Origin of the sequence: Mycobacterium sp. Root135, from assembly GCF_001426545.1 — a bacterium.
In the GTDB taxonomy this organism is placed as follows: Bacteria; Actinomycetota; Actinomycetes; order Mycobacteriales; family Mycobacteriaceae; genus Mycobacterium.
The window spans coordinates 286,729-305,964 of the sequence record NZ_LMEZ01000004.1 but is presented as its reverse complement, the minus strand read 5'-3'; the positions used below and the strand labels follow the sequence as shown (position 1 = coordinate 305,964).

General features: G+C 67.6%; 19 protein-coding genes and 1 tRNA gene. 11 read left to right on the top strand and 9 right to left on the bottom strand.

From position 1 onward, the window contains the following. Window positions 1-155: 155 nt before the first annotated feature. A complete protein-coding gene (gene menJ / locus ASD37_RS09130; protein WP_056550649.1) occupies window positions 156-1,376 on the bottom strand; it encodes a menaquinone reductase in 1,221 nt (406 codons plus the stop codon). A gap of 21 nt (window positions 1,377-1,397) precedes the next feature. Between menJ and grcC1 the strand changes: the two genes are divergently transcribed. The 3 genes from grcC1 (at window position 1,398) to ASD37_RS09115 (ending at window position 4,015) form a co-directional block, all read left to right on the top strand. Next, a complete protein-coding gene (gene grcC1 / locus ASD37_RS09125; RefSeq protein WP_162253253.1) occupies window positions 1,398-2,405 on the top strand; it encodes a nonaprenyl/(2E,6E)-farnesyl/geranylgeranyl diphosphat synthase in 1,008 nt (335 codons plus the stop codon). A gap of 85 nt (window positions 2,406-2,490) precedes the next feature. Further along, window positions 2,491-3,369, top strand: coding sequence for a zinc metalloprotease HtpX (htpX, locus tag ASD37_RS09120; protein WP_056550648.1), 879 nt, complete (start codon window positions 2,491-2,493; stop codon window positions 3,367-3,369). A gap of 103 nt (window positions 3,370-3,472) precedes the next feature. Then, window positions 3,473-4,015 (top strand): hypothetical protein, encoded by a 543-nt coding sequence (locus ASD37_RS09115; RefSeq protein ID WP_056550647.1) that lies wholly within the window; start codon window positions 3,473-3,475, stop codon window positions 4,013-4,015. A gap of 7 nt (window positions 4,016-4,022) precedes the next feature. Here the strand turns inward: ASD37_RS09115 and ASD37_RS09110 are convergent, their stop codons facing one another. Continuing rightward, window positions 4,023-5,048 carry an NAD(P)H-dependent glycerol-3-phosphate dehydrogenase gene (locus tag ASD37_RS09110; protein WP_056550646.1) on the bottom strand — a complete coding sequence of 342 codons (1,026 nt, stop codon included), beginning with the start codon at window positions 5,046-5,048 and terminating at the stop codon, window positions 4,023-4,025. A gap of 211 nt (window positions 5,049-5,259) precedes the next feature. Between ASD37_RS09110 and ASD37_RS09105 the strand changes: the two genes are divergently transcribed. Then, on the top strand, window positions 5,260-5,775 hold the full coding sequence (locus ASD37_RS09105; protein WP_056550645.1) for a hypothetical protein: 516 nt from the start codon (window positions 5,260-5,262) through the stop codon (window positions 5,773-5,775). A gap of 167 nt (window positions 5,776-5,942) precedes the next feature. Here the strand turns inward: ASD37_RS09105 and ASD37_RS09100 are convergent, their stop codons facing one another. Next, entirely contained in the window at window positions 5,943-6,434 is a 492-nt protein-coding gene (locus ASD37_RS09100) for a YajQ family cyclic di-GMP-binding protein (RefSeq protein WP_056550644.1), read from the bottom strand. 100 nt (window positions 6,435-6,534) lie between these two features. On the opposite strand from ASD37_RS09100, the gene ASD37_RS09095 reads away from it, so the two are divergent. Next, a tRNA-Tyr gene (locus ASD37_RS09095) sits at window positions 6,535-6,617 on the top strand. Window positions 6,618-7,033: 416 nt separating this feature from the next. Here ASD37_RS09095 and ASD37_RS09090 read toward each other — a convergent pair. From ASD37_RS09090 to ASD37_RS09065, 6 genes are all read right to left on the bottom strand, one after another. Then, the gene (locus ASD37_RS09090; RefSeq protein WP_156720817.1) at window positions 7,034-7,267 is read right to left on the bottom strand and encodes a hypothetical protein; all 234 of its coding nucleotides are present in this window, start codon (window positions 7,265-7,267) and stop codon (window positions 7,034-7,036) included. Next, window positions 7,264-7,542: an ANTAR domain-containing protein gene (locus ASD37_RS09085; protein ID WP_056550642.1), complete on the bottom strand. Its 279-nt coding sequence runs from the start codon at window positions 7,540-7,542 to the stop codon at window positions 7,264-7,266. Before ASD37_RS09085 ends, ASD37_RS09090 begins: the two co-directional genes overlap by 4 nt. Before the next feature lie 92 nt (window positions 7,543-7,634). After that, a complete protein-coding gene (gene tkt / locus ASD37_RS09080) occupies window positions 7,635-9,701 on the bottom strand; it encodes a transketolase (RefSeq protein ID WP_056550641.1) in 2,067 nt (688 codons plus the stop codon). Window positions 9,702-9,718: 17 nt separating this feature from the next. Next, window positions 9,719-10,249 carry a glycerate kinase gene (locus ASD37_RS09075; protein ID WP_082570048.1) on the bottom strand — a complete coding sequence of 177 codons (531 nt, stop codon included), beginning with the start codon at window positions 10,247-10,249 and terminating at the stop codon, window positions 9,719-9,721. A gap of 180 nt (window positions 10,250-10,429) precedes the next feature. Further along, complete coding sequence (locus ASD37_RS09070) at window positions 10,430-11,335, bottom strand: NAD(P)-dependent oxidoreductase (RefSeq protein ID WP_056550639.1); 906 nt, start codon at window positions 11,333-11,335, stop codon at window positions 10,430-10,432. Then, window positions 11,332-12,195 (bottom strand): hydroxypyruvate isomerase family protein, encoded by an 864-nt coding sequence (locus ASD37_RS09065; protein ID WP_056551016.1) that lies wholly within the window; start codon window positions 12,193-12,195, stop codon window positions 11,332-11,334. Before ASD37_RS09065 ends, ASD37_RS09070 begins: the two co-directional genes overlap by 4 nt. A 151-nt stretch (window positions 12,196-12,346) precedes the next feature. Between ASD37_RS09065 and ASD37_RS09060 the strand changes: the two genes are divergently transcribed. The 6 genes from ASD37_RS09060 to ASD37_RS09035 all read left to right on the top strand — a co-directional run bounded on the left by ASD37_RS09060 (window position 12,347) and on the right by ASD37_RS09035 (window position 19,232). Next, window positions 12,347-13,276 carry a LysR family transcriptional regulator gene (locus ASD37_RS09060; protein WP_056550638.1) on the top strand — a complete coding sequence of 310 codons (930 nt, stop codon included), beginning with the start codon at window positions 12,347-12,349 and terminating at the stop codon, window positions 13,274-13,276. Between the two features lie 260 nt (window positions 13,277-13,536). Further along, window positions 13,537-15,072 (top strand): APC family permease, encoded by a 1,536-nt coding sequence (locus tag ASD37_RS09055; RefSeq protein ID WP_056550637.1) that lies wholly within the window; start codon window positions 13,537-13,539, stop codon window positions 15,070-15,072. Then, window positions 15,069-16,061: a hypothetical protein gene (locus tag ASD37_RS09050; protein WP_056550636.1), complete on the top strand. Its 993-nt coding sequence runs from the start codon at window positions 15,069-15,071 to the stop codon at window positions 16,059-16,061. Before ASD37_RS09055 ends, ASD37_RS09050 begins: the two co-directional genes overlap by 4 nt. Next, window positions 16,062-17,105: an aldo/keto reductase gene (locus tag ASD37_RS09045; protein ID WP_200959816.1), complete on the top strand. Its 1,044-nt coding sequence runs from the start codon at window positions 16,062-16,064 to the stop codon at window positions 17,103-17,105. It abuts the gene before it with no gap. Continuing rightward, window positions 17,098-17,961: an amidohydrolase gene (locus tag ASD37_RS09040; RefSeq protein ID WP_200959814.1), complete on the top strand. Its 864-nt coding sequence runs from the start codon at window positions 17,098-17,100 to the stop codon at window positions 17,959-17,961. The genes ASD37_RS09045 and ASD37_RS09040 overlap by 8 nt, the downstream gene beginning before the upstream one ends. Beyond that, window positions 17,958-19,232 (top strand): aspartate aminotransferase family protein, encoded by a 1,275-nt coding sequence (locus ASD37_RS09035; RefSeq protein WP_056550635.1) that lies wholly within the window; start codon window positions 17,958-17,960, stop codon window positions 19,230-19,232. The genes ASD37_RS09040 and ASD37_RS09035 overlap by 4 nt, the downstream gene beginning before the upstream one ends. The last annotated feature ends 4 nt before the right edge of the window (window positions 19,233-19,236 follow it).

Here is a 19,236-nt window from a genome sequence, read left to right as displayed (position 1 = left end):
CACCTACTGGGCCCCCCGTCGTCGGATTTCGCCCTTGGTCGCCTGTAACCACTGAGGGCAAATGACAAACCGATTATGGCTTACGTCAACGTAGATTTAACACGTAAGCGGTCCATACCCGCAGCGGCAAGTTTGGCAAACACGGTGCGCTCTGCTCAACTGAATGGTTTTCGGTCGTCGATTCGGCGTGATCCGGCCCCTGCCATGCGCCATGCCCTGGCAACCCAATCCGCGTCGTCGTCGGTCACCAGATTGCCCATCACACGGACGGCGACCTCCATGAGGAATGACGAGCGCATCGCGACGGGACCGACGGTCGGCAGGAAGCGGGGGATCGTCAGCAACAGAGCGAGCCGGCGCGCCACCGAGAACCCGCGGGCGTAGTGCCGGTGCAGTTCGGCGGGCCACGCCTTGGTCAGATCGCCCGTGCCCAGCATCTCGGCGGCCATTCGGCCGGTCTCCAGTCCGTAGTCGATGCCCTCGCCGTTGAGGGGGTTGACGCACGCCGCGGCGTCGCCGATCAGCATCCAGTTCGGGCCCGCGACACCGGAGACCGCGCCGCCCATCGGCAACAACGCCGACAGTGCCGCCCGAGGTTCGCCGTCGAAGCCCCACTCGTCGCGTCGCAGGTTCGTGTAGTGCGAGAGGAGCGGACGCAGGGCGGCGTCGGCGGGTCGCTTCGCCGACGCGAGGGCGCCGACGCCGATGTTCACCTCACCGTCGCCGAGGGGAAAGATCCAGCCGTAGCCGGGAAGGACCTCGCCGGCGGGGGAGCGCAGTTCGAGGTGCGAGGTGATCCACGGTTCGTTGGTGCGTGGGCTCGCGATGTAGCCGCGGATCGCGACGCCGTAGACGGTCTCCTTGTGCCATTCGCGGCCCAGCACGCGGCCCAGCGTCGAGCGGACACCGTCGGCGACGATCAGCTCTCGGCATCCGACCGTGGTGCCGTCCTCAAGCGTCACCGACGTCGCGCGACCAGTTGAATCATGTTCCACGTCAACAGCTTTGACTCCGAGAAGCATCTGTGCCCCGTCGTCGACGGCGACCTGACGGATGCGCTCGTCGAGCTCGGTCCGCGGGACGGCACTGCTGGTGGGCGGGAACGACGGGCCTGGCCACTCGATTTCCACGTCGGCGCCGAAGCCCGACATCCGCAGCCCGCGATGGCGGACCCTTCCGTTCAGCCACGGCCCGAGGCCGAGCAACTCGAGTTCGGCGATCGCGCGGGGGGTGAGGCCGTCGCCGCACGCCTTGTCCCTCGGGAAGTCTTGACCGTCGATCACCAGCACGTCGCGGCCGTTGCGGACCGCCCACGCGGCGGCTGCAGAACCGGCAGGTCCAGCGCCAATCACCACCACGTCATGTTTGAGGTCCACACCTCCCAGTATGTTGTAGCAATGAAGACACCAGCGACCGTGGTCGCCGGCGTGGAGTTCGGGGACGCAATCTTCGCTGCGAGTGTTCGCGACGGGGTGGCGCGCATCGAAGAACTCATGGCCACCGAGCTGGGCAAGGCCGACGAGCTCATGGCCGAGGCCGTTCAGCACCTCTTCCAAGCCGGCGGCAAGCGGTTCCGCCCGCTGTTCACCGTGCTCTCGGCACAACTGGGGCCCGAGCCCGACGCCTGGCAGGTCACCGTCGCCGGTGCCGTCATCGAGGCGGTGCACCTCGCGACGCTCTACCACGACGACGTGATGGACGAGGCTCAGGTGCGACGCGGCGCCGACAGCGCGAACGCGCGCTGGGGCAACAACATCGCGATCCTCGCCGGTGACTATCTCTTCGCGACGGCCTCGCGGCTCGTCGCCCAGCTCGGTCCCGACGCCGTCCTCGTCATCGCCGACACGTTCGCGCAGCTGGTCACCGGCCAGATGCGCGAGACGCGCGGTGTGGTCGACGGTGCGGACTCCGTCGAGCACTACCTCAAGGTCGTGTACGAGAAGACGGCCTGCCTGATCGCGGCGTCCGGCACGTTCGGCGCGACGTTCTCCGGAGCCGACGACGAGCAGATCCAGCGGCTCGGCAGGCTCGGCGGCATCGTCGGCACGGCCTTCCAGATCTCCGACGACATCATCGACATCGACAGCGACCCCGACGAGTCCGGCAAGCTGCCCGGCACCGACCTTCGCGAAGGCGTGCACACGCTGCCCGTGCTGTACGCGTTGCAGGAGACCGGGCCGGACGCCGACCGCCTGCGCCAGCTGCTCAAGGGGCCCGTCGAGGACGACGCGGACGTCGCCGAGGCGTTGGCGCTGTTGCGTTCGTCACGCGGCATCGTGCGAGCGAAGGAAACCGTCGCCGACTACGCCGCGCAGGCCCGCGACGAGCTGGCCAAACTCCCCGACGTGCCCGGCCGCCTGGCGCTGGCCAACCTGGTCGACTACACGATCAACCGACACGGCTGATTGGAACCAGACACGGCCTCCCGTGCGTTGGTTCAGCGAACGACTCCCAAGGTTTGAGTAGTCGGTGGTTTGAGTAGGAGGGCCAATGACTTGGCATCCCCACGCGAACCGGTTCAAGACGTTCGTGTTGCTCGCCGTCTTCTCCGGGCTGATCGTGTTCGTGGGCGCGCTGTTCGGCAGATCCATCATGTTCCTCGCCGTGCTGTTCGCGGTCGGCATGAACGTGTGGGTCTACTTCAACAGTGACAAGTTGGCGCTGAAGGCGATGCACGCCCAGCCGGTCAACGAAATGCAGGCTCCCGCGATGTATCGCATCGTCCGCGAGTTGGCGACGACGGCGCACCAGCCGATGCCGCGGCTGTACGTCAGCGACACCGCCGCGCCCAACGCCTTCGCGACGGGGCGCAATCCCCGCAACGCGGCGGTCTGCTGCACCACCGGGATCCTTGACATCCTCGAGGAGCGCGAGCTGCGGGCCGTGCTCGGTCACGAGTTGTCGCACGTCTACAACCGCGACATCCTGATCTCCTGCGTGGCGGGCGCAATGGCGTCGGTCATCACGGCGCTGGCGAACCTCGCCTTCTTCGCGAGCATGTTCGGCGGGAACCGCGAGGGTGGCACCAATCCCTTTGCGATCCTGCTGGTTTCGCTGCTCGGTCCCATCGCGGCGACCGTCATCAAGATGGCCGTGTCGCGGTCGCGGGAGTTCCAGGCCGACCAGTCCGGAGCCGAGCTGACCGGTGACCCGCTCGCGTTGGCCAGTGCGCTGCGCAAGATCTCCCGCGGCGTGGAGTTGGCGCCGTTGCCTCCCGAGACGCAGCTGGCCGACCAGGCGCACTTGATGATCGCCAACCCGTTTCGGGCCGGCGAGAAGATCGGCAAGCTGTTCTCCACGCACCCTCCGATGGAGGAGCGCATCGCGCGCCTTGAGCAGATGGCCGGCCGGGGCCCCGGGCAGTACTGACGCCACGGTTAACGTTTCGTCGGCGTCGACCGATGACCCCGGTGTGACGACTACTCCGTTTGGTAAGCCCGCACCCGAGGGACGCCTGCTCTACGCTGATCGCGTGCTAAGCAGACTTCTGATCGGCCTGGTCGCTGTGGGGGCAGCCGTGATCGGCGTGCCCGGAATTGCGGCCGCCGATCCGGAACCAGGGCCGCCGCCCTCGCCGCCGGCTCCCAACGTGATGGGCTTTGCGTCGGTCAAGCCGTCGGAGTTCCTGCTGCAGGACGGGTCGCTCTACGGCTTCGCCGTGCCGGGCGACGTCGCCTGCATCATCAACCGCAATTCCGGCAACTACGGCTGCAGCGGGCCCCTCCCGGCCGCGCCGAACGGCGCCAACGTGGTCACGGGTCAGCAGGTCGGCCCGGCGGGCTTCTCGAGCTCCGATCGTCCGCTGTACGTATTCGACACCTTGCCCAAGCGCCTCGAGCCCGGGACGAAGATCAGCTTCCGCAACGTCACGTGCGGCACCGACGGCACGACGACGACGTGCACCAACAACTACGACGGCGGCGGCTTCGTCCTGAGCCCGGCGGGAAGCTTTGCCGTCGACCCGAACAACCCGCTGATCGACCGGCCGCAGCCGTCGAACCCGTACGCCAACTGACGGGCCGCTAGAAGCCGGAGCCGTGCACCTCGTGGCCCGGCTTCTCGGCCGCGAGGCCGCGGTAGGCGTCCTCGACCGTCGACCCGTGGTTGATGACGCGGTCCACCTCGCGGGCGATCGGCATGTTCAGGCCGTGCTTGTCGGCGAATTCCATGATGACGCTGGCGGCCTTCACGCCTTCGGCTACCTGATTCATCGACGCGATGATCTCGTCGATCGACTTGCCGGAACCCAGCTGTTCGCCGACGTGGCGATTGCGGCTGCGCTGGCTGGTGCAGGTGACGATCAGGTCGCCCATGCCCGCCAGCCCGGCGAACGTGTCGCGGTGACCGCCCATGGCTTCACCGAGCTTCGACATCTCCCGCACGGCGCGCGCCATCACCATCGCGCGGGTGTTTTCGCCGATGCCGAGGCTGTAGCCCATGCCGACGGCGATCGCGTAGACGTTCTTGAGCGCGCCGGCCATCTCGACGCCCACCACGTCGTCGGTGGTGTAGGTGCGGAAACGCTGGGTGCGGAACAGGTTTCCCAGGTTTGCGGCCAGCAGTTGGTCGGGCATGGCGAGCACCGCCGCGGCGGCGTAGCCCTCGGCCACCTCGCGAGCGATGTTGGGGCCGGCGAGGATTCCGGCCGGGTGACCGGGCAGCACCTCGTTGACGATCTCGCTCATCCGCATGTTGGTGCCCTGCTCGAGGCCCTTCACCAAGGACACGACGGGCACCCACGGCCGCAGTTCCTTCGCCAGTTCCTCCAGCACGCCACGGAAGCCGTGTGACGGCACGCCCATCACCAAGACGTCGGCGCAATTGGCGGCCTCGGCGAAGTCGGTGGTGGCGCGAAGGCTCTCGGCGAGCTCGACCTCCTCGCCTAAGTATCGGGAGTTGCGGTGGTTGTCGTTGATGTCGTCGGCGGTTTGCTGGGAGCGAACCCACTGCAGGGTTGGGCCGCGGCGGGCGCAAATGGAGGCCACCGTGGTGCCCCAGGACCCTCCACCTAGGACGACGACGTTCGGTTTGCGCTGCGCAGGTGCCATGGCGAACAGGGTATGGCCGACGGCCTCGACGAGTGAATGCTTTGGCGACGCAAGGCTTTTCTTTCACGGTCAAGATCGTTGATTAGTACGTCAATTATGGTTGCCAGGCGGCCTGATGACGAACTTGCATTTTGGTGCGCTACTGAGGCTCTCAGGGGGTTATGCTATGGCGCATCGCACACGCGCTCGTTGCTCATACTTAGGAGAATCCGTGATTTCAAAGTTCTTGGCGGCTCTGGTGATCGCCGCCGCCGGTCTCTTCGCCGGCTTGTTCGCGGGGATGGCCGCGCCTGCGTCGGCAGCCTGCGCACCTGGACTCACGTCCATTCCGTGCACCATTGCGGACAACGTCGCTGCGGCGCCGGCGCAGCTCGCCGGTCAGAGTTGTGCGGAATACACCGCCGGGGGCAAGGGCACGGGCACCTTTTCCAAGTGTGGTCTTGCCAGTGTCGAGAACCTCGCAGGTGTGGGATGCCCGCCCAATGAGGATGGTTCGAACCCGGGCGACGGCAGCTGTGGTCTCGTAGCCGTGCCCGGACAGTTCGCCGCTGGCGTGGCGGGCCTTCCGAGCCAGTTTGCAACAGGCGCAGGCATCATCGCCACCTCGCCTGTGATTGCCGGTGGAGCTTTGGCTGCCGCGCCGGGAACCCTGGCCAACAGCCTCGCGAACGCCCCCGGCCAGTTCATCCGCGCGATCCAGAACGGTGGGTCGGACCCCGAGTCGTAATAGGCCTTACCTCGCCCTAGCGGGCGCTGAACCAACAACGAGCCCGGAGACGTCCAACGTCTCCGGGCTCGTTGCATTCACGGGTGCTGGGGCGGCTGGCCGTCGCCCATTGTGATGCCACTGCGAGAAAGCCGCGCCATTCTCACCGTGGCGTCACGTTCGGCGCGCTACCGGTAGTTGACGAACTGCAGAGCCACCTCGAGGTCGGCGCCCCGCAGCAGCGACTGCACGGCCTGCAGGTCGTCGCGCTTCTTGGAGCTGACGCGGATCTCCTCGCCCTGAATCTGCGCCTTGACGCCCTTGGGGCCCTCGTCGCGGATGAGCTTGGTGATCTTCTTGGCGTTCTCGCTGTCGATGCCCTGCTTGATGCTGCCGATGACCTTGTAGGTCTTGCCGGAGGCCTGAGGGTCGCCGGCGTCGAAGGCCTTCATCGAGATGTCGCGTCGGATGAGCTTTTCCTTGAAGACGTCGACGGCGGCCTTCACGCGCTCCTCGGTGGAGGAGACGAGGATGATGCCCTCCTCACCCTGCCATTCGATGGTGGTCTCGGTGCCGCGGAAGTCGAATCGGGTGGACAACTCCTTGGCAGCTTGGTTGAGCGCGTTGTCGACCTCTTGGCGATCGGCCTTGCTGACGACGTCGAAGCTGGAATCCGCCATGGATGGCTCCCTCCTATGTTGATGCGTTTTCGTGTTGGGACCATCCTCGTTGTACCCTGCTAGTCGCACCAAACCGGGGTTCCGGATTGGTGCGAATCCCGGCAGGTTGCCCGAGCGGCCAATGGGAGCGGACTGTAAATCCGTCGGCTAACGCCTACACAGGTTCGAATCCTGTACCTGCCACACCCAGCCAGGCCCCCTTTCGAGGGGGCCTGGCTGCGTTGTGGGGTCTGGGTCTTCGCGAACGGCTCGACCTACACGTGCGCAGCGGAGTCGCGTGGCAGAGCGCAGGTGAGGGTCTCCCGGTGACGGCGCGTAGGGCGTCCACGAGTCGGTGCGCTTCTCGGAGCTCTCGACGCAACTCGGACTGGTGACGGTGAACGTAGGCGATGCCGCGAGCGGACCTGGACTGATTTCGACGATCTCCAGCTTGCGAGACACCGTCTCGACCTGGTCGCGCAATTCCTTCAGGAGCGTTCGAGCCTGAAGGGCCTTCGCGTCTTCCGACCTCGTGCCGCTACTGGTAGAGCGCAGGGTTCGCGCCGACCTGGCAAACGTTTAGCTGGGAGCGGCGATCAGAGCCCATGGCGGGCAGGCCGTCAGCCGACCGCGCCGTACTCAGACTGGAACGAGTCGTAGGCGTGGTTGATCAACTCGGTTGCGGCTTCGGGATGATTGCGCGCGATCGCCTCGATCGCCGCCCAGGTGTTCGCGCGCAACGGACAACTTCTGCCAGGAAGGCGTCCATCGGTGATGGCGCACATCAACGCGTGCTGGAACGCCGACCGGACGTCACCGGTCGGTGCGTCGTAGGTCACTGTCGGCGGAGTCATTCGGCCACGGCGGCCGACGCGACCCGCGCCGGCAGCAGGTGACCCCAGACGAGGGCTGCCTCGGTCTGATGGGGAACTCCGTCGCGCTCGCCGCCGACCAGGTGCACCAGGGCCGTCGCCAGAGCGGCTGGGCCGATGCCGGTTTCGTGGACCGCCTTGACGAGGTCGTCGAAGGCGTCACGCTCCGAGCATCCGCGGAGTCCCATCAGCATTCCGGTGGCCAGGTCGATCATGCGTCGCGACGACGGATCCTCGCGTCGGCTCGGTGTGGTCATGGCATCGCTCCTGCAGTCTTCGTCGGCACGGATCCGGTGTACCTCGCGCAGATGAACGTCAGTTGACGTTCGCCCGCGCCCGGCACTGGCGGCTACTCCTTCGGGTGAATCGCGAGCACCTCGTGCACGGCACGTGCGACGTCGTCGGGGGTGAAGCCGAAGTGGCGGCGCAGATCCGCGGCGGGCCCGGAGGCGCCGAAGCCGGTGACCGCGATGATTCGACCCAGCGGCCCGACGTGGCGTTCCCAGCCGAAACCGGACGCCGCCTCGACGGACACCCGCGCGGTGAGGCTCGGCGGCAGGACCGAGTCGCGGTAGTCGCGGTCCTGGGCGTCGAACAACGCCCACGACGGCATGCTGACCACGCGGACGGCGACGCCGGACTCGGCGAGGAGCTCCCGTGCCTGCATCGCCAGTGCCACTTCACTTCCGGTGGCGATGATCAGCGCGACGGGCTGCGCACCGTCGGCCGGGTCGGCCAAGACGTATGCGCCGCGGGCCACGCCTGCCGCCGACCCGAGTGTCGTCCTGTCGAAGACGGGACCGTCCTGTTTGGACAGCACCAGCGCGACGGGCCCGTCGACGACGGACATGATGACCCGCCAGGCTTCGCGAATTTCGTTGGCGTCGGCGGGGCGCAGGTCGACCATGTTGGGCATCGCGCGCAGCGAGGCCAGCTGCTCGACGGGCTGGTGCGTGGGACCGTCCTCACCCATGCCGATGGAGTCGTGGGTGTAGACGTGGATCACCGGTTGGCCCATCAGGGCGCCGAGGCGCAGAGGTCCCCGCTGGAAGTCGGAGAAGACGAGGAAGCCGGCTTGGAAGGGGCGTAACCCGCACAGCGCCAACCCGTTCGCGGCTGCCGCGGCCGCGGCCTCGCGCACCCCGAAGTGCAGATTCCTCCCGGCGTAGTCGGCGGGACCGAAGTGCCCGCAGTCGTCGAGCGCCGTCTTGGTCGACGGTGCCAGGTCGGACGCGCCGCCCAGCAGCCACGGCACCGCCGTGGCCACCGCGTTGAGGACTTGGTGATTGGCCATTCGTCCGGCCATCGGGCCGTCGTCGGGGGTGAATTCGGGCAGGTCGGCATCCCAGCCGTCGGGCAGCGTCCGGCTGATCATCGAGGCGAGCCCGTCGGCCAGCTCGGGATGGGCGGTTTGGTATCGGGCGAGCATGGCGTTCCAGTCGGCGCGCTTCCTGGTGCCTCTGGCGGCGACTCCGAGCGCGAACTGCTCGTAAGCGACGTCGGGGACGAGGAACTGGGCGTCCACCGGCCACTGGTAGAAGCGTTTGGCAGCGCGCGCCTCGTCCGCGCCGAGCGGTTCACTGTGCGCCGACGCGGTGCCCTGCTTCGTCGGTGCGCCGTAGCCGATGATGCTGCGGACGATGATGAGCATCGGAGATCCGGTGTGCGAGGCGAATTGACCGAAAGCCCTTTGCAGCGCGCCGATGTCGTTGGCGTCCGCGACGTAGGTGACGGCCCACCCGTAGGCGCGGAAGCGGGTCGCCACGTCCTCGGTGAACGCCAGCGACGTCTCGCCCTCGATGGTGATCGCGTTGCTGTCGTAGATCCAGCAGAGGTTGTCCAGTTTGAGGTGCCCGGCCAGCGACGCCGCCTCCTGGCTGATGCCCTCCATCATGTCGCCGTCACCGGCCAGGGCGAACACGCGGTAGTCGAAAACGTCGAATTCCGGCCGGTTGAACTGTGCCGCTTGCCATTTGCCGGCCATCGCCATGCCGACGCTGGTGGCGACGCCCGTTCCCAACGGCCCCGTCGTGCACTCGATCCCGTCGGCCAGTTCGTATTCGGGGTGTCCTGCGCACGGGCTCCCGAGTTGACGGAACCGGCGGATGTCGTCGAGTTCGATCGTCAGTCGGTCGCGTTCGGCGCAGCGGACGCGAGCCAGGTGCAGCAGCGCGTAGAGCAGCATCGAGGCGTGCCCCGCCGACAGCACGAACCGGTCGCGGTTGACCCAGCGTGGATCGTCGACGTCGTAGGTCAGTGCCCGGTTCCACAGCGTGTATCCGACCGGAGCCAGGGCCATCGCCGCGCCGGGGTGCCCCGACTTCGCCTGAGCGACGGCGTCGATGACCAGTGTTCTGATCGTGTTGACGGCGACCGTGTCGGCGTCGAAGGTGACGGGGGTGGCCAGATCGGTCATGGGAATTCCTTTGAGTGTCATGGGTTGTCGAGCACGATGGGGTTGGCGGGAGTCACCAGATGTCGGAAATTCGCCCCGAGAACTGCCATCGCGGCGAACCCCGTTCCGCCGGCCGCGCCTGCGCCAGGGGTCAGCGTCATGTCCGTGCCGGTGGCGGCGTTGACCAGTTCGCTCCACCCGCGGAGTCGGCGCTCGAGGATGACGACTTGGGCGTGGGTGGCACCCTTCGACGGGCCGAAGGCCGTCGCGGCGCCGTAGGGGCCGAGCAGCGGGTTGGTGACGTCGGCGACGACGGTGAACGTCGTGTTGGCGACTCGCGGGTCCAACCCGGCCAGGTCCAGGTAGGCGGCGTTGCCGATCGCGTTGATCCCTAGTGTCAACGGGCGGCCGCGAAGAGAGTGCAGCATCGCGCCGAGCGCGTGCAGCATGCCTGCGCCGCCGTCGGTGCTGACGCTGCCGCCGAGCGCGAGGACGATCTCGGTGCACCCCACGTCGAGCGCGTGCTTGACCAGGTGGCCGAGGCCGAGAGTGGTTGCGTTTGAGCGGATTGTCGCCGCGTGTGACGCTTCCCACCGCGGTGGCGAGCTCGACGACGGCGGTCTGGTCCCTGACGGCGATCCTGGCTGCGCGGCGTCGGGTGTCCCAGGGCCCTGCTGCCGTCGCGGGGACCGCCGTGAACCCCTCGGAGAGGCTGCCCTCGAGCGTGTCGGGCGTGGCGATGACGGCGGTCACGGCGTCGGGTGGCCGGAGAGCCGCTCGACGAGCCGGAACAGGGCGGAGTGGTCCAGGTCGCCGTCGCCTTGAGCGTGGGCGGTCGACACGAGTTGGGCGACGACCGCACCGAGGGGGGTGGCTGTCCGTGACGTCCGGGCTGCAGCGGTGAAGATGCCGAGATCCTTGTCGTGCAGGGCAATTCGGAACCCTGGATTGAACTGGCGGGCGACCATCGTCCGTGCCTTGCGGGCCATGACGGTGCTGCCGGCCAGGCCTGCCTCGAGTACCGAGATCGCCTTCTCGGTGTCGACCTGTTGCGCTTCGAGGAACACCAGGGCTTCCGCCAGGAGTTCGATGTTGCCCGCCACGATGAGTTGGTTGGCGGCCTTGACGGTTTGGCCGGCTCCGACCGGGCCGACGTGGACGATGGTCGTGCCGACGTGCGCGAGGACCGAGGTGGCTTCGGCTACCGACTCTGCCGGTCCGCCGACCATGATCGACAACGTGCCGTCGACTGCGGCTTGCTCGCCACCGCTGACCGGGGCGTCGAGGAAGCGGAGTCCGCGCGTCTCGGCTGCCGCGCCGACGGCTCGCGCGGTGTCGGGTCGGATGGTGCTCATGTCGACGAACAGCGCGCCCGGCGTGGCCGATGCGAGGATGCCCGCGGACCCGAGCGCCACCGATTCGACGTCGGGAGAGTCGGGGAGCATCGTGATGATGACGTCCGCGTCGCGGACGGCGCTCGCGACGTCGTCGGCGGCGCGCATGCCCTTGGCCACCAGCGCGTCGTCCTTGGCTCTGGTGCGGCTGAAGCCGACGACGTCCAGCCCGGCGGCGCACAGCTTCGCCGCCATCGGCGAGCCCATGATGCCGAGTCCGATGAAGGCGACGGTTGGTTTGTCGGTTCGTGGGGTGGTCATCGGGTCACCTCGGCGACGGTCGAGGTGGCGTCTGCGCTCGGGCTCGAGGTCAGTTGGTGCAACCAGGTGAGTCCGGCAACGGTGTCACCGGTCGGGATGTACTCCAGGCCAAGCCTTCCCGTGTATCCGGATTGCGCGAGGAGTTCGACCAACTCGACGAGGGGGGCGTCTCCTGAGCCGGGCTCGTGGCGGCCGGGGGCGTCTGCGATTTGGACGTGTCCGATGTGGTCGACGTGTTCGGTCACCACGCGGCGGACGTCGTCGCCGTTGACGGTCAGGTGGTACAGATCGGCCAACAGCGCGATCCTGCCGCGCTGGGTCCGCTCCCGTACCCCGCGGATCACCGCGAGGACGTCACCGGCCAGCTTGAGTGGGTAGGCGTCCATGCCGCTGACCGGCTCGACGAGTACGGTCGCCCCGATCGAGTCGGCGTGCTCCGTGGCCGCGGCGAGGGCGTCGAGCGCGGCCTCGTCCTGCTCGGCGACGCTCAGCTCCGGCAAGCGGTTGCCGTAGAGCGCGTTGAATGCGGTGACGCCCAGGCGGGCGCCGACGTCGACGGCGACGGCGACGCTGTCGTCGAATTCGTTCCTGCGGTGCGGGTTCGACGCGATGCCGCGATCTCCGGCCGCCATGTTTCCTGCGAAGAAGTTCAGGCCGCGCAGCGTCACGCCCGCGTCGGCGACCGTCGCCACGAATGCGTCGACCTCGGCGGTGGGTGGTGCGGCGACGGCGAATGGCCACCAGCACTCGATCGACTCGAAGCCGGCGGCGGCCGCGGCTGCGGCCCGTCGTTCGAAGGGAACGTCGCCGAACAGCAGGGAGATGTTCGCCTGCGACGTCGCCCACAATGCGGAAGCCACCACGTCCTCTTTTCAAAACCGTTGGGCTGCATGGATGTCGCAGCGTCAACGACACTAGGTACCGGCGGGGCATTGAACAATGACGAACACCGTCGACGATTATTCGCCGATGACGAACAGTTGGGCGGCTGGCCGAGTAGTCTTTTGCCGCATGACGCAGCCCAACATCAACCTGCGCCAGTTGCGCGCGTTCCTGACCGTCGCGGAGCACCGCAGCTTCTCGCGTGCGGCCGAGCAGTTGTTGGTGTCCAACCCGTGGTTGAGCGAGACGATCAAGGACTTGGAACGCCAGCTCAAGGTGCAGCTGTTCGTGCGCACCACCCGGTCGGTGGAACTGACCGACGCCGGTGCGGTCTTCTCCCACCTCGTCGCCAGGGTCCTCGACGATCTTGACTCGGCCATCAAATCCGCGCAGCGGACGGCCGACCGGGACGGGTCGGCGTTGACGTTGGGGTACACGATCGGCGCGGGCCTGGAGGTCATCCCGTGGCTGTTGCGAACCTTCGCCGCGGAGTACCCGCAGCGGCTGTTGCGATCGGTGGAATACGACTTCGCCGACCCCACCGCCGGTTTGCGTGACTCCTCGGTCCACGCGGCGATCATCCGGCCGCCGACCGGTCTTGCCGGTCTGACCACCCTGGAATTGGTCAGCGAGGACCGGGTGGTGTGCCTTCCCGACGGGCATCCGCTGGCGAGTCAGGACACCGTGTGCGTCGCCGATCTGCTCAAGGAACCCATCATCGCCGCGCCGAAGGCGCCCGGCCCGTGGCGGGATTACTGGCTACTCAACGAATACCGCACCACCCCGGCCCTCGTCGTCGATGAGGCCAGCACTCGCGACGCCGAGCTGCACCTCGTCGCCCGCGGCGTTGGCATCAGCGTGACTTCTGCTGGAGCGCAACGCTTTTACTCCCGACCAGGGGTGGCGTTTCGGCGCATTCGCGACATCCCGCCGTGCGTGGTGGCGTTGGCGTGGTGGCCGGAGCACACCGCCAAGGTCGCCGATCTCGTCGCCATCGCCACCGGATTCAGTGCCATCGCCGAACAGCTCAAGGCGGCCAACCGGCTCGCCATCCCGTGAGCATCGTTCGGGACCACCGAACAATGGTCGGCCAGGTTCGTCATTGTGTCGGGCGGATCCCGGCCATACGGTCGACCCACTCCGATTGGTGGTTTCGGCGCAACGTCGTGTTGGCGTGACGGCCACCGAGTAGGTGTCAGCACATCCCCAGCCGCTACTAGATGCAGTGGCACTTCGGCCCGAGGGTCGCCGCACGAGAAATGGGAAGCATGACTTCACCAGCAGAATCACCTGGCACACAACCGAAGCTAAGACGATCGTTGGCGACCTGGGCGGCGATCTCGCTGTCCGTGGCCGCGATGGGCGCCAGCTTGGCCGTCAACATCAACCCGCAGGGCGCAGGTGCGACCGTCGGCAGGGCCGTCCCGCTGACGTTCATCCTGGCTACCGTCGGGGTGCTGCTGGTGGCCTACGGATTCGCGAGGATCTGCAGTCGCCTCAGCCACGCGGGCTCGGTGTTCGGCTTGACCGGCGTGACGATCGGTCCGCGGGCCGGTGTGGTGGCGGGGTGGTCGCTGCTGGGCGCCTACCTGAGCTTCATGCTGACCACGTCGATGACGGCGGGCATCTTCGGCGCTGAATTCCTTCGCGGATTGGGCCTTTACGAGACCACCCCCGACATCGTGCCGTGGGTCATCGCACTGGTGTCGGTGGGAATCGCGACTCTGCTGGCCATCTCGCCGGTGAAGAAGTCGATGGCCACCCTGCTGTGGGTGGAGATCTGTACGACCGCGGTCATCGTGGTGATCGCCGTCGTGGTCGTGGTCCGTGTGGTCGGCGGTACCGCTCCCGGTGGGCAGCGGTTCAACCTCGACATGTTCAGCGTGCCGCCGGGCATCTCGACCAGCACGCTCTTCCTGGGCATCGTGTTCGGCTTCCTGTCGTTCGCCGGCTTCGAAGCGGCCGCCGCCCTCGGTGAGGAGACGACCAACCCGAGGCGGGCCATCCCGATCGCCATCTTCGGCGTGGCCCTGTTCGGCGGGCTCTTCTACATCGTGGGCACCACGGTGGAGATGCTCGGATTCGGCACCGATGCCGCTGGCGTCGAGGCGTTTTCGAAGTCCGCGTCGCTGTTCGGCACGTTGGGTGAGCAGTACGTCAGCCCGGTCGTCGGAGATCTGGTGACGTTGGGTACCGCGATCTCCGCGATGGGGTGTGCACTGGCCACTGCGGTCGCCGCGTCACGGCTGCTGTTCGCGCTCAACCGCGGGGCCTTCGAACGTCGCGGTTTCACGAAGGTCTCGGCGAAGTCCGGCACCCCGATCAGCGCGACGCTGTTCGTCTGCGGGCTGGCCGCGGCGATCATCGTGCTGATGCGGGTGTTGGTCACCGACACCGCCTTCGACCTGTTCGCGTGGTCGGGAACGGTTGGGACGCTGGTGCTCCTGGTCGCCTACGCGTTGTTCTCGGTCGGCGCGTGGTACTACCTCTGCATCCGCGCCCCGCGGCTGGGGCACAAGGCCGCCGCGCTCGACTACGTGGTGCCGCTGCTGGCCATCGCCGTGATCGGCTACACCATGGTCCGCAACGTGTCGCCGTGGCCGGCGACGGGTGCGGGACGCGCCAACATCGTCATCGCGGCGGTATGGGTGATCGCGATCATCGTCGTCATCTTCGCTGCCCCCAAGACCACGCGCCGGATCGCGGAGTCGTTGAGCCGCGACGAGGGACTCACCACCGATGCGGGTTACCTGGCCGTCGCGGTCGAGGAAGTCGAGGAGCATGTGCACCGCGACTCGACGCCGCGGGTGACCGGTGGCTTCCATGGTGAGACTCCGGAGGTTGCCAAGTCATGACCCGTGGGACAACGCATCTCAGCATCGACGACGACTGGACCTACCACGGCATGCGGGTCGTCCGGATGCAGAACGAGCACCTGGCCGTCGACGTGTTGCCCGAACGCGGCGCCAACATCTTTCGGGTCGTCGACAAGAAGCGCGACGTCGACCTGTTGTGGAAGTCGCCACGGGTCGCCCCCCACGTTGCGGCGGTGCACTCGGACTTCGACGACCATTGGGCGGGTGGCTGGGACGACGCCTTCCCAGGGGGCAGGGCGTGCCGCAACCGGTACGGCGACCTGTTGCCGTACATGGGGGAGGTGTGGACGGCGCGGTCGGACTACCAAATCCGTTCCACGGCAGATGAAGTGGTGCTCACCACCACGGTTCGCACCCCGATCACGCCTGCCGAGCTGACGCGCACCATCACCCTGCGTGCCGGCGAGCAACGCTTCACCCTCGGCTACTCGCTGCGCAACATCGGCACGATGCCGTTCGACTACAACTGGGGCGTGCATCCGAGCCTGGCGCTGAGGTCCGGTATGCGCTTCGACATCCCGGCCACCAGGGGCCTCGTCGACGAGGCGGGTGGCGAGTTGCTCGGCCTCCCGGGCGACGAATACGACTGGCCGATGCTGCGCGGACACGACCTGCGCCGCGCCGACGACATCGACGTCGGAGCCTTTGCGTTGCATTATCTGACCGGGTTGACGGCGGGCTGGGTCGCGGCCACCGACGTCGCCGACCGGCGCGGCTTCGGGTTGTGCTTCGACCACGAGCTGTTTCCCGTGGTGTGGTTCTGTCTGGTCTACGGCGGCTGGCGCGGCTATCACCAGGCCCTCATCGAGCCCTGGACCGGTTATCCCAGCCCGCTCGACGAAGCGGTGGCCGCGGGGCGGGCGCGCCTGCTCGGCCCCGAGGAATCCGAGTCGACCGAGGTCGTCGCCGTCGTGTACGACGGCGTCGCCGAAGTCGCCGACCTGCAGGCCGACGGAACGGTGCGATAGATGACGGTGAAGGATCCCACCCGCGTCGTCCACGACACGATGGTGCGAGTCGGCAGAACCGCGCTGGAGGTGACAGCCCTCGGCTTCGGGGCGACCGCCATCGGTGGCATGTACACCGAGGTCGGCGACGACGCCGCGGTCGACACCGTTGCGGCCGCATGGGACGCCGGGCTGCGCTACTTCGACGCCGCCCCGCAGTACGGGCGTGGCAATGGAGAGGTCCGACTGGGACGCGGACTGGCCGGCCATCGGCGCGAGGACTACGTGCTCTCGAGCAAGGTCGGCCGCCTGCTGCGCGCCGACGCCGATCCGCACCCCGACGACTTCGACTCCACCGGTCGCCCCTATGACGCAGGTGCGCCGGATGTGGCCACCGTGTACGACTATTCGCGCGACGGCGTGCTGCGGTCGATCGAGGAGAGCCTCAACCGGCTCGGCACCGACCGTCTCGACATCGCGCTGGTGCACGACCCCGACGACTACGTCGACGAGGCGTTGGCGACGGCGTTCCCCACCTTGATCGAGTTGCGGGAGCAGAAGGTGGTGTCCGCGATCGGCGCCGGGATGAATCAGACGGCGGCGCTGGAGCGTTTCGCCCGCGAGAGCGATCCGGACATCTTCCTGCTGGCAGGCCGCTACACCCTGCTGGAACAGACTGCGCTGCAGTCGTTCCTGCCGCTGTGCGCCGAACGCGGAATCGCAGTGGTGGCCGGCGGCGTGTTCAACAGCGGCCTGCTGGCCGACGCCGGGCCAGGCGCGCGGTACGACTACGACCCCGCCCCACCCGAGATGGTGGCGCGCGCCCACCGGCTCTTCGAGGTGTGTCAACGGCACGACGTGCCCCTCAAGGCCGCCGCGTTGCAGTTCCCACGGGCCCATCCCGCGGTCGTCGCGGTCCTGACCGGTGCCCGCAGTCGGGCCGAGATCGTCGAGAACGCAGCGCTGTTCGACCGTCCGATCCCCGACGAACTGTGGGGCGATCTGGTGTCGGAGGGGTTGCTCGACGAGGGCGCCCCCGTGGGGAACGACGTCGAGAGTGATTGACGCACACCATCATCTGTGGGACCCCGACGTCGGCGACTACCCGTGGATGACGGGTGACTTCGCGGCTCTCCGGCGGCGCTACGACGTCGAGGACCTTCGTCCGCACCTGGTCGCCAACGGTGTGGCTGCGACGATCGTGGTGCAGGTTCGCGCGGATCTGGCCGAGACCGTCGACCTACTCGAACTCGCTTCGCGTACGGCAGAAGTCGTCGGAGTGGTGGGGTGGGTCGACCTGACGTCGTCGGACGTCGCGGGACAGATTGACCTGCTGCGCAGTGGTGTCGGCGGTGAGCACCTCGTCGGGGTGCGCCACGCCGCGGCCGACGAACCCGACCCCGACTGGCTCCTTCGCGACGACGTCGACGCGGGAATGCGGCTGGTGGCGGCGAGCGGGCTGTCCTTCGACCTGGAGATCACCGCTCGGGAGCTGCCCGCCGCCGGCGTACTGGTGCGCAGGCACGCGGGCGTCCGCTTCGTCGTCGACCATGGGGCCAAACCTCCCGTCGCCACGGGATGGTCCCAGGGATGGGCAGACGGAATCGCCGCCCTGGCAGCGAACGCGAACGTGTGGTGCAAGCTCTCGGGTCTGGTCACCGAGGCATCGTGGAGCTCGTGGACGGTCGCCGACCTGCGGCCGTACGTCGACCACTTGCTCGCCGCGTTCGGCGCCGAGCGGCTGATCTTCGGCTCCGACTGGCCGGTGTGTGAGCTGGCCGCGAGTTACGGCCAGGTGACGGCCGCCGCGACGGAGACACTCGCGGAAATCGACCCTGATGATCGACACAAAATCATGTACGGCAACGCATTACACGTCTACCGACCACCCGGCATCGGCCCGAAGGAAGATCGCTCATGAACGGCGCCACCACCATTCAGCAGGACCTCCAGGAACGCGCCATGCGGGCGCTGGCAGGCGGTGTCAGCAGCAACACCCGATTGCTCAACCCGCACCTCATCGTCGAACGGGCCAGTGGCTGCCGACTGTGGGACGTCGACGGCACCGAGTACCTCGACTATCTGCTTGGCCAGGGGCCCAACTTCTTGGGCTACGGTCCGCCGCGGGTGGTGGAGAAGATCGTCGCGGCACAACACGACGGCATCATCTACGCGGCGACCCATCGTCGTGAAATCGAAGCGGCCGAACGGGTTTTGAGCGTCCTGCCGTGGGCGGATCAGCTCCGGTTCGGAAGTTCGAGCAGCGAGATGATTCAGGCAGCCATGCGGATGGCGCGCAACGCGACCGGACGTCGCAACGTCCTCCGCTTCCACGGGCATTACCACGGGTGGTTCGACAACATTCAGATCCGCTCGGACGGTGACCGGGTCATGCCGGGGAGCCTCGGGCAGGTTCCGGACGCGCTCGATCCGATGCTGACCATCGAGTGGAACGACGCCGAGGCGTTCACCGCCGCGCTGCGCGATCACGGCGACACGGTCGCCGCGGTGGTGATGGAACCCATGATGCTCAACGCGGGAGCCATCGTGCCTGCCGACGGCTACCTGGAGCACGTGCGCGAGCTCTGCACTCGGCACGGCATCGTGCTGATCTTCGACGAGACCATCTCCGGCTTCCGGGTGGCACTGGGCGGGGCCGCCGAACGTTTCGGTGTGACGCCGGATCTCGCGGTCTACGGCAAGGCCATGGCGGCGGGCTGGCCGTGCGCTGCGTTGGTCGGGCGGGGCGAGCTCTTCGCGGACGTGGCCGTTGGCGCGCTGACGCACGCAGGCACCTTCAACGGAAACACCATTGCGACCGCCGCGGTGCTCGCGTCACTCGACGAACTGGAGGACCGCAGCGTCTACCGCCACGTCGAGTCGGTGGGCAGCGCTCTGGTCGACGGTCTCACCGAGCTGTTGACGCACCACGACGTGCCGATCAGGCTGCAGGGCTTGCCGATGGCCTTCCACGCGCGCTTCGACACCGGCACCGAACCCGTCACCAGGTACGCCCAGGTGCAGGCACTCGACGCTGAGCGCTACGGACGGTTCGCGACCAAGCTGATCGCCGCCGGGATCTGGGTGGCCTACCGCGGCATCTGGTACGTGTCGGCGGCCCACACCCTCGACGACGTCGACGAGACCGTCAAGCGGTTCGACACGGCGCTGACCGACGTCGAGTACGACTGAGCGG

Bases quoted from the DNA above. Each gene is read 5' to 3' on its own strand.
- ASD37_RS09070 (WP_056550639.1), bottom strand. From the start codon at position 11,335: ATGACCACCCCACGAACCGACAAACCAACCGTCGCCTTCATCGGACTC.
- ASD37_RS09110 (WP_056550646.1), bottom strand. From the start codon at position 5,048: ATGGCACCTGCGCAGCGCAAACCGAACGTCGTCGTCCTAGGTGGAGGG.
- ASD37_RS09060 (WP_056550638.1), top strand. From the start codon at position 12,347: ATGACGCAGCCCAACATCAACCTGCGCCAGTTGCGCGCGTTCCTGACC.
- ASD37_RS09050 (WP_056550636.1), top strand. From the start codon at position 15,069: ATGACCCGTGGGACAACGCATCTCAGCATCGACGACGACTGGACCTAC.
- grcC1 (WP_162253253.1), top strand. From the start codon at position 1,398: ATGAAGACACCAGCGACCGTGGTCGCCGGCGTGGAGTTCGGGGACGCA.
- ASD37_RS09035 (WP_056550635.1), top strand. From the start codon at position 17,958: ATGAACGGCGCCACCACCATTCAGCAGGACCTCCAGGAACGCGCCATG.
- htpX (WP_056550648.1), top strand. From the start codon at position 2,491: ATGACTTGGCATCCCCACGCGAACCGGTTCAAGACGTTCGTGTTGCTC.
- tkt (WP_056550641.1), bottom strand. From the start codon at position 9,701: ATGACCGATCTGGCCACCCCCGTCACCTTCGACGCCGACACGGTCGCC.
- ASD37_RS09045 (WP_200959816.1), top strand. From the start codon at position 16,062: ATGACGGTGAAGGATCCCACCCGCGTCGTCCACGACACGATGGTGCGA.
- ASD37_RS09090 (WP_156720817.1), bottom strand. From the start codon at position 7,267: ATGACTCCGCCGACAGTGACCTACGACGCACCGACCGGTGACGTCCGG.
- ASD37_RS09100 (WP_056550644.1), bottom strand. From the start codon at position 6,434: ATGGCGGATTCCAGCTTCGACGTCGTCAGCAAGGCCGATCGCCAAGAG.
- ASD37_RS09085 (WP_056550642.1), bottom strand. From the start codon at position 7,542: ATGACCACACCGAGCCGACGCGAGGATCCGTCGTCGCGACGCATGATC.